Here is a 13028-nt window from a genome sequence, read left to right on the forward strand (position 1 = left end):
GAATCTCAGGCGTCTCCGCCGAACATGCTCGTGACCGAACCGTCCTCGAAGACCTCGTGGATCGCGCGCGCGAGCAGCGGGGCGATCGGCAGGACCGTGAGGCGGTCGAACCGGCGCTCGGGGGGCAGTGGCACGGTGTCGGTCACGACGACCTCGTCGATCGCCGGGTCCTGGAGACGCTCGGTCGCGGGGTCGCTGAAGATGGCGTGGGTCGCGGCCACGATGACCTTGCGAGCGCCGCTCGCCTTGAGGGCCTGCGCGGCCTTCTGGATCGTGCCGCCCGTGTCGATCATGTCGTCGACGAGGAGGCACGTGCGCCCCTTCACGTCACCGACGATCTCGTGCACCGAGACCTGGTTCGCGACCTTCGGGTCACGACGCTTGTGGATGATCGCGAGCGGGGCGCCGAGGCTGTCGGACCACGTGTCGGCGACGCGGACCCGACCCATGTCGGGCGAGACGACCGTGAGCGTCTCTCGGTCTTCGCCGGTGAGCCCCTGCTCGAAGTGCTCGAGCAGCACGGGCTTGGCGAACAGGTGATCGACGGGACCGTCGAAGAAGCCCTGGATCTGCGCGGCGTGCAGGTCGACGCTCATGATGCGATCCGCGCCGGCGGTCTTCAACAGATCGGCGATGAGACGGGCGCTGATCGGCTCGCGACCGCGGCCCTTCTTGTCCTGACGCGAGTAGGGGTAGTAGGGGGCCACCACAGTGATGCGCTTGGCGGAGGCGCGCTTCAGGGCGTCGAGCATGATGAGCAGCTCCATGAGCCACTCGTTGACCGGCGGACCGAAGGACTGCACGACGAACACGTCGCAGCCGCGGATCGACACCTCGAAGCGCGTGTAGATCTCGCCCGAGGCGAAGGTCCGGTGCTCGGTCGGCGCGAGCTCGGTGCCGAGGTGACGCGCGACCTCGTGCGCGAGCTCGGGGTGCGACCGACCCGAGGCGACGACCAGCCGCTTCTTGGTCTTGGCGACGAGCCCGGGGGCGATGCCGTTGTCGCGGTCGAGATCTACACGGTTCTTCTTACGAGCCATCGCGCGCTTCCTGTTCACCCCGGGCCCGCACGGCCACATCGGCCGCTCCGGTGCCCGGTCGATTCTTCTCGACCCACCCCTCGATGTTCCGCTGGGGGGCGACGCTGAGTGCCAGGGCACCGGCGGGGACGTCCTTGCGGATCACGGCGCCGGCACCGGTCTTGGCGCCATCCCCAATCGTAACGGGCGCGACGAAGACGTTGTGCGAACCGCTGTGCACCTCGTCGCCGATCACGGTCCGGTGCTTGGCGATGTCGTCGTAGTTGGCGGTGATCGCGCCCGCACCGAGATTGACGTTGCGCCCGATCTCGGTGTCTCCGATGTACGACAGGTGCGGCACCTTGCTGCCCTCGCCGATCGAGGAGTTCTTCACCTCGACGAACGTGCCGACCTTGCCGTTCACACCGACGCGGGCGTTGGGTCGGAGATACGCGAACGGGCCGACCGTCGCGCCCGCCTCGACGACCGCGAGCGTCGCATCGGTCCGCGTGATCGCGGCGTCCTCGCCCACCTCGCAGTCCACGAGGGACGTGTCGGGTCCGATCGTCGCGCCCGCGGCGATCACCGTGGCCCCCCGCACGTGGGTGTTGGGGAGGAGCGTGACATCCGGCGCGAGCACCGCGGTCACGTCGATCCACGTCGTGGCCGGGTCGACGACCGTGACGCCCTCGCGCTGCCAGTGCCGCACCGTGCGGGCGTTGAGCGTGCGCCCCGCCTCCGACAGTTGGATGCGGTCGTTGACCCCGAGCGCCGCGGCGGCGTCGGGCGTGACGGAGGCGGCGACGCCCAGCTCCGCGTCGCGCAGCAACGCCACGACGTCGGTGAGGTACTTCTCGCCCTGGGCGTTGGCCGTGCCGATCCGCGCGAGCTGGTCGCGCAGCGGCGCGGCGCGGAAGACGTAGACCCCGACGTTGATCTCGGTGACCGCGGCCTCGTCGGCCGTGGCATCCTTCTGCTCCACGATCCGGCGGACGGCGCGGGCATCGTCACGGATGACCCGGCCGTAGCCCTGCGGGTCGTCCACCTCCGCGGTGAGCAGGGTGACCGCGGTGCCGCCGGACCGGTGCGCCTGGAGGAGCCCGGCGAGGGTGTGCGTTTCGAGCAGGGGCACGTCACCGCTGAGGACCAGCACGTCGCCCGCGAAGTCCTCCAGGGCCCCGAGGGCGGCCTCGACGGCGCGTCCCGTACCGGGGACCTCGTCCTGATCGACGATCACGACGCCCGGCGCCAGCTCGGTGATCGTCTCGGCCACGCGGTCGCGCTCGTGCCGGACGACCACGACGATGCGGGCCGGGTCGAGGGATGCCGCGGTGTCGAGCACGTGCCCGACCAGCGGCCGACCGCCGACCGCGTGCAGGATCTTCGGGGTGCGCGATCGCATGCGGGTGCCCTGGCCCGCGGCGAGGACGACGACGGCGAGCTCGGTCGATGAGGTCATGCTCCGCCGCCAGGATTCGAACCTGGACCTAACAGCTCCAAAGGCTGTCGTGCTGCCGTTACACCACGGCGGACCGTGCCCGCGGGCACCGGTCAAGTCTGCCAGACGGCGGCCCGACGGCGTTCTCGACATAATGAACGGGTGAGCCGGGACAGCGACGAAGTCGATCGCATCGTCGAGGCGTGGGTGCGCCAGCGGCCCGACCTCGACTTCTCGCCGCTCGAGGTGCTCTCGAGGGTCGCACGGCTGTCCCGTCACCTCGACATCGCGCGCAAAGAGGCGTTCCGTCGCAGCGACATCGAGTCGTGGGAATGGGACGTGCTCTCGGCCCTCCGCCGTGCGGGCGAGCCCTACCAGCTCAGCCCCAAACAGCTGCTGCAGCAGACGCTCGTCTCCAGCGGCACCATGACCAATCGCATCGACCGGCTCGTCGCCCGCCGGTTCGTCCGGCGCGAAGCCGATCCGGGCGACGGGAGGAGCATCCTGGTGACCCTGACCGACGACGGACGCGTGCGCGTGGATGCCGCGATCACCCGCCTCGTCGACGCCGAGGCCCTGCTGCTCGACGGGCTCTCGCGCGGCGACCGCGATCGCCTGGCGACGCTGCTCCGCAAGCTCAGCCTGGGATTCGACGCGTGAGCGAGACGGTGGCGACCCCGACGCCGTGGCAGCGGGTCACGGCGTGGCTGGATGTGCGGTTCCGCTCCCCCGCGGCCATCTACGGCCTCATCGTCTTCACGACGTTCGTGACCCTCGCCGACGACGAGGCCCACGACGTCGCGGAGGTGCTCTTCAACTCGACGTCGACGCTGATCGTCTTCTTCATCGCGCACGTGTTCGCGCACACCCTGACCGAACACGGCGAACACGGGCTCCGCGGCTCCACGCGTCACGCGATTCGCCACGCCGCCGGGATGCTGTACGCCTCGGTGCCGTCGATCCTCGCCCTGGTGTTCGGCATCCTCATGAACCAGTCGGTGTCGGACGCCGTCGACAACTGCATCACCGCGATGTTCGTCGTCCTCGCGATCCTCGGATACCAGGCATTCCGGCGCCGAGGCTACCGCGTCTTCGGGCGCATCATGGGAGCACTCGCGACGTCGTTCCTCGGGATCGTGATCGTGATCCTGGAGATCGCGGTCCACTGACACCGTGTCCGCTCGAGCGGACTCCGCTCAGCCGATGGCCTCGGTGAGCTCGAACCAGCGCAGCTCGAGGTCATCGCGCTCGGCCTCCCACTGCGAGATGCGCTCCATCTCCTTGCCCAGCCCCACGTAGTCCGCCTGGTCGTGGTCGACCAGAGCCGCCTTGGCGCGATCGATCTGCTGCTGCAGCTTCTCGATCTTGCGCTCGGCGGCCGAGGCCTCCTTCTGCGCGGCGCGGAGATCCGCGCCCTGCAGGCCGGGAGCCGCGGAGGCGGATCCGGATGCCGCGGGCCTCGAGGGCTCGGCATCCTGAAGCGCGCGCAGACGCAGATACTCGTCGACTCCCCCGGGGAGATGGCGGAGCTTCGTGTCGAGGATCGCGAACTGCTGGTCGGTGACGCGCTCGAGGAAGTACCGGTCGTGCGAGACGACGATGAGGGTGCCCGACCACGAGTCGAGCAGGTCTTCCATGGCCGCGAGCATGTCGGTGTCGAGGTCGTTGGTCGGCTCGTCGAGGATCAGCACGTTCGGCTGGTCGAGGATGACGAGCAGCAGCTGCAGCCGCCGCTTCTGCCCGCCGGAGAGGTCCTTGACCGGGGTGGACAGCTGGGCGCTCGAGAACCCGAGGCGCTCGAGCAGCTGTCCGGGGGTCAGCTCCTGCGCCTTGGATCCGGTGCCGAAGGCGTAGGTGGTGCGGAGGTTCGAGATGACCACGCGCACCGGGTCGTCGAGGTGCTGCTCAAGCTCGTCGAGGCGCTGGGTGAGGGTGGCGACCTTGACGGTCTTGCCGCGCTTGACTCGGCCGCTGGTCGGTTCGAGGGTGCCCGTGACCAGGCTCAGCAGCGTCGACTTGCCGGCACCGTTGACCCCCAGGATGCCGGTGCGCTCCCCCGGCGCGATACGCCACTCGATGTCCTTCAGCACGGTCTTGTCGCCGTAGCTCACTCCCGCGTCGAGCAGGTCGACCACGTCTTTGCCCAGGCGCGCGACGGCGAGCGATTGCAGCGCGACCTTGTCGCGGATCTCGGGGACGTCCGCGATGAGCTCGTTCGCCGCATCGATGCGGAACTTCGGCTTCGAGGTGCGTGCCGGCGCCCCGCGGCGCAGCCACGCCAGCTCTTTGCGGGCGAGGTTCTGACGCCGCTGTTCGATGGATGCCGCCTGCCGGTCGCGCTCGACCCGCTGCAGGATGTACGCGGCGTACCCGCCCTCGAAGGGCTCGACGATGCGGTCGTGCACCTCCCACGTCGCGGTGCAGATCTCGTCGAGGAACCAGCGGTCGTGCGTCACGACCAGCAGCCCACCCGCGTTCGGCGCCCACCGCTTCTTGAGGTGTCCGGCGAGCCAGGTGATCGCCTCGACGTCGAGGTGGTTGGTGGGCTCGTCGAGGAACAGCACGTCCCAGTCGCCGGACAACAGCTTCGCGAGCGCCACGCGGCGGCGCTGGCCGCCCGACAGATCGCCGAGTCGCGCCTCCCACGGCAGGTCGCCGAGGAGCCCGGCGATCACGTCGCGCGTGCGCGCGTCGCCCGCCCACTCGTGCTCGGCGCGGTCGCCGACGACGGCGTGGCCGATCGTGTCGTCGTCGTCGAGGGTGTCCTGCTGGTCGAGGACGCCGACGGTCACTCCCCCGCGCACGGTGACGCGCCCGCCGTCGGGCTCGCGGATGCCGGCGAGCATGCCGAGGAGACTCGACTTGCCGTCGCCGTTGCGGCCGACGATGCCGATCCGGTCGCCTTCGTTCACCCCGAGCGAGACGGAGTCGAACACGACCTTGGTCGGGTATTCCAGGTGCAGGGCTTCGCCCCCGAGCAGATGTGCCATATCCGTTCCAGGCTACGCGGGTCCGGCGGGGGCGAACCACGAGACTGCATCCGGCTGACGAAACCCGCGCACCCTGCAGTGGGGTTGTCAGGCGCGTGCAGTCTCGCGGGGACCGCTCGCGCAGAGCGCCCTGCTACCGGAACGCGCAGCGGGACCGCCCGGAATCCCGGACGGCCCCGCTGGTGTGGCGTCGGCTCAGAGGTTGTTGTCGGCGAGCCAGGCCTTCGCGATGTCGGCCGACGACTGCTGGTCGACGGTCGACTTCACGTTCAGTTCCACGAGTCCCTCGGGGGTGAGGGCCGCGGAGACCTTGTTCAGGATGTCGGACACCTGCGACGCGACCTGGGAGTTCACGACGGGAACGACGTTCGAGGCCAGGAAGAGGCCCTTCGGGTCTTCCAGGGTGACCAGGTCGTCGGTCTTGATGCGCGGGTCGGCGGTGTAGACGTTCGCGACCTGGATCGTGCCCGCGACGAGGTCGTCGACCGTGGTCTCACCCGTGGGCGAGAACTGCACGTCGACTCCGTACGTGGACTTCAGGCCCTGCGGGCCGTAGGGGCGCTCGGCCAGCTCGGCGTTGCCGCCGAGAGTCAGCCCCGAGGTGACCTTGGAAAGGTCGGCGATCGAGGTCAGGCCGTTGGCCTGCGCGAACGCCGCCGTCACGGTGTACGAGTCCTGGTCGGTGGCCGACGACTGGTCGAGCACCTCGAGCCCCTCGGGCAGAGCCGCGGGCAGGGCGGCGTAGACCTCGTCGGCGGTGCGCGCGGTGGTCTCCTTGTCGAAGAACTGCAGCAGGTTGCCGCTGTACTCCGGGAACACGGTGACGGTGCCATCTTCGAGCAGCGGGATGTACGCGTCGCGCTGACCGATCTGGAACTGGCGCTTGACCGTCAGTCCGGAGTTCTCGAGAGCCTGCGCGTAGATCTCGGCGATGATCTCGTTCGAGAAGTAGGCCTGCGAGCCGACGACGATCTCGGCCGACGACGCGCTGGCGTCGCCGCCGTTGTTGCTCAGGGGGTCGCTCGAGGCGCCGCAACCGGCGAGGGCGAGCGAGGCGACCGCGAGCCCGGCGAGGACGCCGAGACCCTTGCGAGTTCGTGCTGTGAACATGGGTTCCTCTTTCTGGTGGTGGAGAGTCGGGTGAGTCAGGCGTTGCCCGGGGGCGCGGCGGGGGCTCCCACCGCGATCGCCTCGGCGCGCCGCTCCCGCGCCGAGCGCGTCCGGGGCGAGGCGGCGCCCGCGGCGCGGATGCCGCGCGGGACCACGAGGTGCTGCAGGAGGGCGAACAGGCCGTCGATCACGAGAGCGAGGACCGCGACCAGGATCGCACCGCCGATCAGGATGTCGAAGCGGCGCAGCGGGATCGCGGCGATGATGTACTGCCCGAGGCCGCCCAGCCCGATGTAGGCCGCGATCGTCACGGTCGCGAGGACTTGGAGGGTGGCGGCGCGGATGCCGCCGACGAGCAGAGGCAGGCCGAGCGGCACTTCGATGCGCCACAGGATCTGCGCCTCGGTCATGCCCATGGAGCGTCCGGCGTCGATGACGCGACGGTCGATCGCCTCGAAGCCGGTGTACGCCCCCGCCAGGAGCGAGGGGATCGCCAGAACGACGAACGAGATCACGGCCGCCTCGGGCTTGTGCAGCACACCGAGCAACAGCGTCAGCAGGATGAGCAGACCGAACGACGGGATCGCGCGCGCCGCGCCCGAGATGGCGACGGCCGTCTCACGACCCCGACCCGTGTGGCCGATGTACCAGCCGAGCGGGATGGCGATGGCCCCGGCCACGACCACGGAGACGAGCGTGTAGAGCAACTGCACGCCGATCGCCGCGGGGATGGAGTCGAACCCGGTCCCGGGGTTGCCGGAGAAGATCCAGCCGAGCGCGTCGCCGATGAGGTTCATGCCTTCACCAACGTCCGGTTGGCCTGTCGCGAGACGGTCTTCGTCCCCCGGGTCCAGGGCATGAGCAGGCGGCCCGCGAGAACGAGCAACAGGTCGATCACCAGCGCGATGACGACGACGGCGAGCACACCCGTGAAGACCTCGGGGATGATCCGTCGCTGCAGACCGTTCGTGAACAGGTAGCCGATGTTCTGGATGCCGACGAGGATGCCGACCGTCGCCAGGGCGATCGTGCTCGCCGACGCGACACGGAGCCCCGCCAGGATCACGGGCCCGGCGAGCGGGAACTCCACCGCCCAGAAGCGGCGGAACGAGCCGTATCCCACAGCGGTCGACGCCTGCCGCACGCCCGCGTCGACCGAGTCGAGGCCGTCGGCGACGGCGCGCACGAGAATCGCGACGGCGTAGATCGCGAGCGCCACGATCAGGTTGGTCTCACTGACGATCGAGTACCAGCCGGTGACCACGGGCATGAGGATCAGCAGGGCGAGCGACGGGATCGTGTACAGCAGACCCGTGATCGTGATGACGCTGCTGCGCACGAGTCGGTAGCGCCAGGCGACCCAGCCGAGGGGGACGCTGAGGACGAACCCGGCCAGGAGCGCGATCAGGCTCTGTCGGAGGTGGGCCACCGTCAGTTCCCCGATCAGCCCGAGGTTGTTGAGGACCCAGGTCACGGGCGCGGCTCCTCCACGAGGGCGCCCTGCGTGCGCCCCTCGGCGTCGACGACGACCGTGCCGTGCTCGGTCGCCTTCAGGCGCAAGGCCCGCTTGCCCTTGACCGCACCGATGAAGCTGGCCACGAAGTCGCTCGCCGGATTCTCGATGATCTCGCTCGGTGCCCCGACCTGGGCGACGTGGGCGCCCTTCTCGAGCAGCACCACCTGGTCGCCGAGCAGGAACGCCTCGTCGATGTCGTGGGTGACGAACACGATCGTCTTGCCGATGTCGTTCTGCAGCCGGATGAGCTCCTGCTGGAGTTCGTCGCGCACGATCGGGTCGACCGCGCCGAACGGCTCGTCCATGAGCAGGATGTTCGGATCGGCCGCGAGACCGCGGGCGACGCCGACGCGCTGCTGCTGGCCGCCCGAGAGCTGGCTCGGGTAGCGGTCGGCCATGGCGGTGTCGAGGCCCACCGTCTCCATGAGTTCGAGGGCGCGGGTGCGCGCCTTCTTGCGATTCTCGCCCTGGAGCACGGGAACCGTGGCGATGTTCTCGGCCACCGTGAAGTGCGGCAGCAGCCCCGAGTTCTGCATGACGTATCCGATGCTCCGGCGGAGCTGCACCGGCGGCCGCGACGCGATGTCGTCGCCGTCGATGGTGATCGTGCCGGCCGAGGGCTCGACCATGCGATTGATCATGCGGAGGAGCGTCGTCTTGCCGCAGCCCGAAGAGCCCACGAAGACGGTCGTCTTGCGGGAGGGGATGACGAGACTGAAATCGTCGACGGCGCGGGTGCCGTCGGGGAAGACCTTCGAGACGGCCGAGAACTCGATCATGCGCGTGCCCGACTCAGTCGGAGACCACGACCTTCCGGTCGAAGGCGACGTATCCCGCGAAGTCGGTGCCCACTCGATCGACCGCGCCGGGGCGCAGATCGGGGTACGACCACGCACCGTCGGTGAGCTCGGCACCGTCGAGGGCGACGTTCCAGTACTGGGCCGCGCCCTTCCACGGGCAGGTGTACGGGGTGGGGCTCTGCGACAGGGCGCCGGCGCGGACGGCGCTCGGCGGGAAGTACCAGTTGCCCTCGATCGAGACGAGATCGTCGCGCTCGGCTTCGGCGATCACCACGCCGTCGAGTACTGCCTTCATGGGACTTCCCCTTTCGTGGCCGCTCGCGGGCAGAGCGCCCGCCGGTGCAGGTCCACCACGTTCGAGGCTAGTGAGGGCCACCGACACGAAACGCAAGATTGCCCCGTGTGACGACCTGGGCTATGGTGCGCCGCGGTCAGACCACACGCGCGCCGGAGACGGGGCCGTGGACGTGGAGGGCGGGGAACCCGGCGGCGCTCAACGTGACCTGGAGGTCGATCGCGGCGGTCTCATCGGCGGCGAGGAACGCCAGGGTCGGGCCCGAGCCGGACACCAATCCCGCGAGCGCACCCGAACGCTCGCCCCGTTCGAGGACGCGGGCGAGGTCGGGACGCAGGTGGAGGGCGGGTGCCTGGAGGTCGTTGCGCACGGTCGCGGCCAGCATGCGGGGGTCGCCCTGACGGATCGCGTGCAGCACATCGGGGTCGACCGCCGGGACGCGCGGGGCCGGTCCGATGTCGACCGCATGGCGCTCGCGGTGGGCGTCGAGTTCGCCGTAGACCACCGGGGTCGACAGCCCCTGGTCATTGGGCACGAGCACCCAATCGAAACGGCCGGAGGCCAGCGCCGGGCTCAGCTCGTCGCCGCGACCGGTCCCGACGGCGGTTCCACCGAGGAGGGCGAACGGCACGTCGGCGCCCAGTTGCGCCGCCAGACGCGCGAGGTCGGCGGTCGGCATCCCGATCCCCCACAGCGCGTCGCACGCGACGAGGGCGGCCGCAGCATCCGCGGACCCGCCGCCCATGCCCCCGGCGACCGGCACGGCCTTCCGCACCGACAGGTGGGCGCCCCGATCGATTCCGCCGACGCGCGCCAGAAGCCGCGCGGCGCGGACCGCGAGGTTGCGCTCGTCGGTGGGCACGCCCTCGACGTCGACCGTCGAGGTGCCGACGATCTCGATCGTGATGTCGTCGGCCGGTGTGGCCGTGATCTCCTCGTACAGCGACACCGCCTGGTAGGCGGTGGCGACCTCGTGGTAGCCGTCGTCGGCCACATCGCCGACCTCGAGGAAGACGTTGATCTTGCCGGGCGCGCGCACGCGCACCGCGGCGGGCTCGTGGCCGCTCATCGCCGACCTCGCCCCACCGGGAGTCCGCATGCTCCGCCGTGTGCGAAACTGGAACGTCGGACAGACATCCCCCGGCCCGCTGACGACGGGTCGACGGCGGCCGGTCCGGAACGGGCGATCTCAGTCACTCTTCGACAGTAGCGCCCCCTTCACCGCGCTTCGGCGCCGTCGCCGAAACGCGGACGTAACGCCGGCTCCCTACGGTGTACGAACCCGTCCCCACATCCCCCGAGGAGGCACAGTATGCGATCGATGGTCCCCCTTTCTTTCGAGACCGACCCGTGGCGCGCCCTCCTCTCGCGGGATGACATCCGCATGGTGGACGGCATCCTGCACGTCGTCGACGACACCCGCACCCCCGCCGACGCCGAGCGCGACGACCTGCTCACGGTCGCCGCCGCGATCGAGGCGGCAGGTGTTCCGGTCATGCTCGTGCGGGATGCCAACCGCCGACCCAAGATCGTCGTCGACACCGCGCACGCCGACGTCGCCCTGGCGGCTCTGCGCGATCCCGACCTCGGCCCCGTCTACCTGAAGGCGCGGGGCGAGGAGCCGGTTCCCGCGCACAGCGTGGTCCCGAGCCGCAACGCGGTGGAGGCGTACGCGGTCTTCCGCCCGCGCACCTCGTCCGAGGGCTCCTACCGCTACGGCGCCGCGCTGGCGCCGCGTCTGGAGCTGTGGCGGTTCGGAACCGAGACCATCGAGGCCCCGCGCCCGAGCGCTCTGACCCGCCGGAAGTTCGCCACGGCCGACCTGGACGTGGTGGAGGTCGAGCGCTACGGCCGTCGGTGGCGCAGCGTGGCGGGCATGTTCGATCCGCACCCGAACGAGTTCACAGAAGACGTCGACATGGTCTTCTCCTGGGTGGACGGGTCCTCCAGCGAGTTCCAGCGTCAGCGCGCCGCGCGCATGAAGGGGTACGTCGTCGGCGACGGCGATGACAACGCGGCTCGCTACCGTCAGGTCGACGAGCTGCGCTACGCCCTGCGCAGCGTCCACATGTACGCCCCGTGGGTGCGTCGCATCTTCATCGCCACGGACTCTCCGACGCCCGAATGGCTGGCCGATCACCCAAAGGTCACCATCGTGCGGAGCGAGGAGTTCTTCGCCGACCCGTCGGTCCTCCCCACGCACAACTCGCACGCGGTCGAGGCGCAGCTGCACCGCATCCCCGGCCTCGCCGAGCATTTCCTCTACAGCAACGACGACATGTTCTTCGGCCGTCCGGTCACCCCGGAGCTCTTCTTCAGCGGAGCCGGGATCAGTCGGTTCGTCGAGAGCGGCATCCGGATCGGCAGCGGCGCCGCGCACGTCGGCCGCTCCGGCCACGACAACGGGCTGCGCGTGAACCGTGCGCTGCTCGAGGAGAGGTTCGGACGCGTCATCACGCTCGATCTCGAGCACTGCGCGACGCCGCTGCGGCGTTCGGTGGCGTACGAACTGGAGCGCGAATTCGCGGAGGACTACGCCCGCACGGCGGCGAGCCGCTTCCGTTCGGCGACCGACATCTCGGTCACCAACAGCCTGTACCACTACTACGCGCTGGCCACCGGGCGGGCCGTCATCACGACCGAGCCGCGGACGCGCTACGTCCAGACCACGCAGTTGGACTCGCTCCGTCGCATGGAGCGTCTCGTCACCGGCCGCGACACCGACATGTTCTGCCTCAACGACGGCAGTGTGCCCGAGATCCCCGAGGAGGTGCGGGTGCCCGCGCTGCGCGCGTGCCTCGAACGGTACTTCCCGGTGACCGCGCCGTGGGAGAAGGAACCCGTCAGCGCAGGATCGGCAGCGGCGTCGTCGGCGGTGACACCCGCCCGCTGAGTTCGCTCGCGGTCGGCACGGCGATGCCGGCCGATCGGAGCCGCTCCTGCGACTCGGCGGCGTCGACGTACTGGAGGACCTCCGCCGCGCCGACCGGCACGACCGAGTGCACGACCGTCTCGTCGTACACGTGCACGAGGTTGAACCCTTGCGCACCGTCCTGGGGCCGCGTGCCGCCGACGGGCACCATGAGATCCTGCGTGTAGCAGGTCGCCGAAGCCACCGACACGGGGATCCCGGCGAACGTGGCGAACGTCGAGTAGTGCAGGTGCCCGGCGAGGATCGTGCGCACGTCGGTGCCCCGGAGCACGGCCGCGAGGCTGCGCTGATCGCGCAGTTCGACGGTGGCGGCGAGGTCGAGCACGCTCGGGACCGGCGGGTGGTGCATCGCGAGGATCGTGCCGAGCGGGGCGGGGACCGACAGCACGTCGGCGAGCCATTCGCGCTGCGCGGCGGTGGTCTCGCCGTGGTGGAAGCCGGGGACGGTGGTGTCGAGCGTCACGATGCGGAGGCCGTTGAGCTCGTCGACGCGATCCACGGGCGCGTCGGGGTGCCCGTGCTCACCCGGGAGCAGATGGTGTCGGAACGTCGCGCGGTCGTCGTGGTTGCCCATGACCCAGATGACCGGGGCACCCAGACGTGCCGCCGCGGGCTCGACGATGGCGCGCACGCGGGCGTAGGCGTCGTCCTCCCCGAAGTCGGCGAGGTCGCCCGTGAAGATGAGACCGTCGGGACGGATGCCGGATGCCTCGATCGCCTCGACCGCCTGCGCGAGGTGCGCCTCGGAGTCGACGCGGTCGTACAGCGGGGCACCGCCGGCACGCAGGTGGGTGTCGCTCAGGTGCAGCAGCACGCGTTCGGCACGCGGGTATTCGGCGTAGCGCATCTCGTTCCCTTCGGGTCGTCGGGTGCGACCTCTGACCGGCGTGATGCTCCCGGTTGGGCTGAAATGTTACCGGCATGTTTC

The 13028-nt window shown here is 70.1% G+C and carries 13 protein-coding genes and 1 tRNA gene; 3 read left to right on the top strand and 11 right to left on the bottom strand.

Annotation, left to right across the window (positions count from 1 at the left end; genetic code table 11):
* Window positions 1-5: 5 nt before the first annotated feature.
* The 3 genes from BW982_RS12685 to BW982_RS12695 form a co-directional block, all read right to left on the bottom strand.
* A complete protein-coding gene (locus BW982_RS12685) occupies window positions 6-1040 on the bottom strand; it encodes a ribose-phosphate diphosphokinase (protein WP_076493865.1) in 1035 nt (344 codons plus the stop codon).
* Window positions 1030-2478: a bifunctional UDP-N-acetylglucosamine diphosphorylase/glucosamine-1-phosphate N-acetyltransferase GlmU gene (glmU, locus tag BW982_RS12690; protein WP_076493867.1), complete on the bottom strand. Its 1449-nt coding sequence runs from the start codon at window positions 2476-2478 to the stop codon at window positions 1030-1032. Before glmU ends, BW982_RS12685 begins: the two co-directional genes overlap by 11 nt.
* A 1-nt stretch (window position 2479) precedes the next feature.
* A tRNA-Gln gene (locus BW982_RS12695) sits at window positions 2480-2551 on the bottom strand.
* A gap of 68 nt (window positions 2552-2619) precedes the next feature.
* Here BW982_RS12695 and BW982_RS12700 point away from each other — a divergent pair.
* Both BW982_RS12700 and BW982_RS12705 read left to right on the top strand, forming a co-directional pair.
* Entirely contained in the window at window positions 2620-3117 is a 498-nt protein-coding gene (locus tag BW982_RS12700; protein ID WP_076493868.1) for a MarR family winged helix-turn-helix transcriptional regulator, read from the top strand.
* Window positions 3114-3626, top strand: a complete 513-nt coding sequence (locus BW982_RS12705; protein ID WP_076493870.1) for a hypothetical protein — start codon at window positions 3114-3116, stop codon at window positions 3624-3626. Before BW982_RS12700 ends, BW982_RS12705 begins: the two co-directional genes overlap by 4 nt.
* Window positions 3627-3653: 27 nt before the next feature.
* Here the strand turns inward: BW982_RS12705 and BW982_RS12710 are convergent, their stop codons facing one another.
* From BW982_RS12710 to BW982_RS12740, 7 genes are all read right to left on the bottom strand, one after another.
* Window positions 3654-5447 (bottom strand): ABC-F family ATP-binding cassette domain-containing protein, encoded by a 1794-nt coding sequence (locus tag BW982_RS12710; protein WP_076493871.1) that lies wholly within the window; start codon window positions 5445-5447, stop codon window positions 3654-3656.
* Between the two features lie 195 nt (window positions 5448-5642).
* Complete coding sequence (locus BW982_RS12715) at window positions 5643-6557, bottom strand: ABC transporter substrate-binding protein (protein ID WP_076493873.1); 915 nt, start codon at window positions 6555-6557, stop codon at window positions 5643-5645.
* 35 nt (window positions 6558-6592) lie between these two features.
* The gene (locus BW982_RS12720) at window positions 6593-7354 is read right to left on the bottom strand and encodes an ABC transporter permease (protein WP_076493875.1); all 762 of its coding nucleotides are present in this window, start codon (window positions 7352-7354) and stop codon (window positions 6593-6595) included.
* Window positions 7351-8031 (bottom strand): ABC transporter permease, encoded by a 681-nt coding sequence (locus BW982_RS12725; protein WP_076493876.1) that lies wholly within the window; start codon window positions 8029-8031, stop codon window positions 7351-7353. Before BW982_RS12725 ends, BW982_RS12720 begins: the two co-directional genes overlap by 4 nt.
* The gene (locus BW982_RS12730; protein ID WP_076493878.1) at window positions 8028-8852 is read right to left on the bottom strand and encodes an ABC transporter ATP-binding protein; all 825 of its coding nucleotides are present in this window, start codon (window positions 8850-8852) and stop codon (window positions 8028-8030) included. Before BW982_RS12730 ends, BW982_RS12725 begins: the two co-directional genes overlap by 4 nt.
* A gap of 13 nt (window positions 8853-8865) precedes the next feature.
* Entirely contained in the window at window positions 8866-9168 is a 303-nt protein-coding gene (locus BW982_RS12735; RefSeq protein ID WP_076493879.1) for a DUF427 domain-containing protein, read from the bottom strand.
* A 136-nt stretch (window positions 9169-9304) separates the two neighbouring features.
* The gene (locus BW982_RS12740) at window positions 9305-10237 is read right to left on the bottom strand and encodes a 4-(cytidine 5'-diphospho)-2-C-methyl-D-erythritol kinase (RefSeq protein WP_076493881.1); all 933 of its coding nucleotides are present in this window, start codon (window positions 10235-10237) and stop codon (window positions 9305-9307) included.
* Window positions 10238-10480: 243 nt separating this feature from the next.
* On the opposite strand from BW982_RS12740, the gene BW982_RS12745 reads away from it, so the two are divergent.
* Entirely contained in the window at window positions 10481-12061 is a 1581-nt protein-coding gene (locus BW982_RS12745; protein ID WP_076493883.1) for a stealth family protein, read from the top strand.
* Here the strand turns inward: BW982_RS12745 and BW982_RS12750 are convergent.
* A complete protein-coding gene (locus BW982_RS12750) occupies window positions 12012-12947 on the bottom strand; it encodes a phosphodiesterase (protein ID WP_076493885.1) in 936 nt (311 codons plus the stop codon). The genes BW982_RS12745 and BW982_RS12750 overlap by 50 nt on opposite strands.
* Window positions 12948-13028 lie beyond the last annotated feature (81 nt).

It is taken from the genome of Microbacterium sp. RURRCA19A (genome assembly GCF_900156455.1).
In the GTDB taxonomy this organism is placed as follows: domain Bacteria; phylum Actinomycetota; class Actinomycetes; order Actinomycetales; family Microbacteriaceae; genus Microbacterium.

What these genes read in the sequence shown, in the direction of transcription:
- BW982_RS12720 (WP_076493875.1), bottom strand. Translation starts at nt 7,354, where the DNA reads ATGAACCTCATCGGCGACGCGCTCGGCTGGATCTTCTCCGGCAACCCC.
- BW982_RS12745 (WP_076493883.1), top strand. Translation starts at nt 10,481, where the DNA reads ATGCGATCGATGGTCCCCCTTTCTTTCGAGACCGACCCGTGGCGCGCC.
- BW982_RS12730 (WP_076493878.1), bottom strand. Translation starts at nt 8,852, where the DNA reads ATGATCGAGTTCTCGGCCGTCTCGAAGGTCTTCCCCGACGGCACCCGC.
- BW982_RS12740 (WP_076493881.1), bottom strand. Translation starts at nt 10,237, where the DNA reads ATGAGCGGCCACGAGCCCGCCGCGGTGCGCGTGCGCGCGCCCGGCAAG.
- BW982_RS12750 (WP_076493885.1), bottom strand. Translation starts at nt 12,947, where the DNA reads ATGCGCTACGCCGAATACCCGCGTGCCGAACGCGTGCTGCTGCACCTG.
- BW982_RS12715 (WP_076493873.1), bottom strand. Translation starts at nt 6,557, where the DNA reads ATGTTCACAGCACGAACTCGCAAGGGTCTCGGCGTCCTCGCCGGGCTC.
- BW982_RS12685 (WP_076493865.1), bottom strand. Translation starts at nt 1,040, where the DNA reads ATGGCTCGTAAGAAGAACCGTGTAGATCTCGACCGCGACAACGGCATC.
- glmU (WP_076493867.1), bottom strand. Translation starts at nt 2,478, where the DNA reads ATGACCTCATCGACCGAGCTCGCCGTCGTCGTCCTCGCCGCGGGCCAG.
- BW982_RS12735 (WP_076493879.1), bottom strand. Translation starts at nt 9,168, where the DNA reads ATGAAGGCAGTACTCGACGGCGTGGTGATCGCCGAAGCCGAGCGCGAC.
- BW982_RS12710 (WP_076493871.1), bottom strand. Translation starts at nt 5,447, where the DNA reads ATGGCACATCTGCTCGGGGGCGAAGCCCTGCACCTGGAATACCCGACC.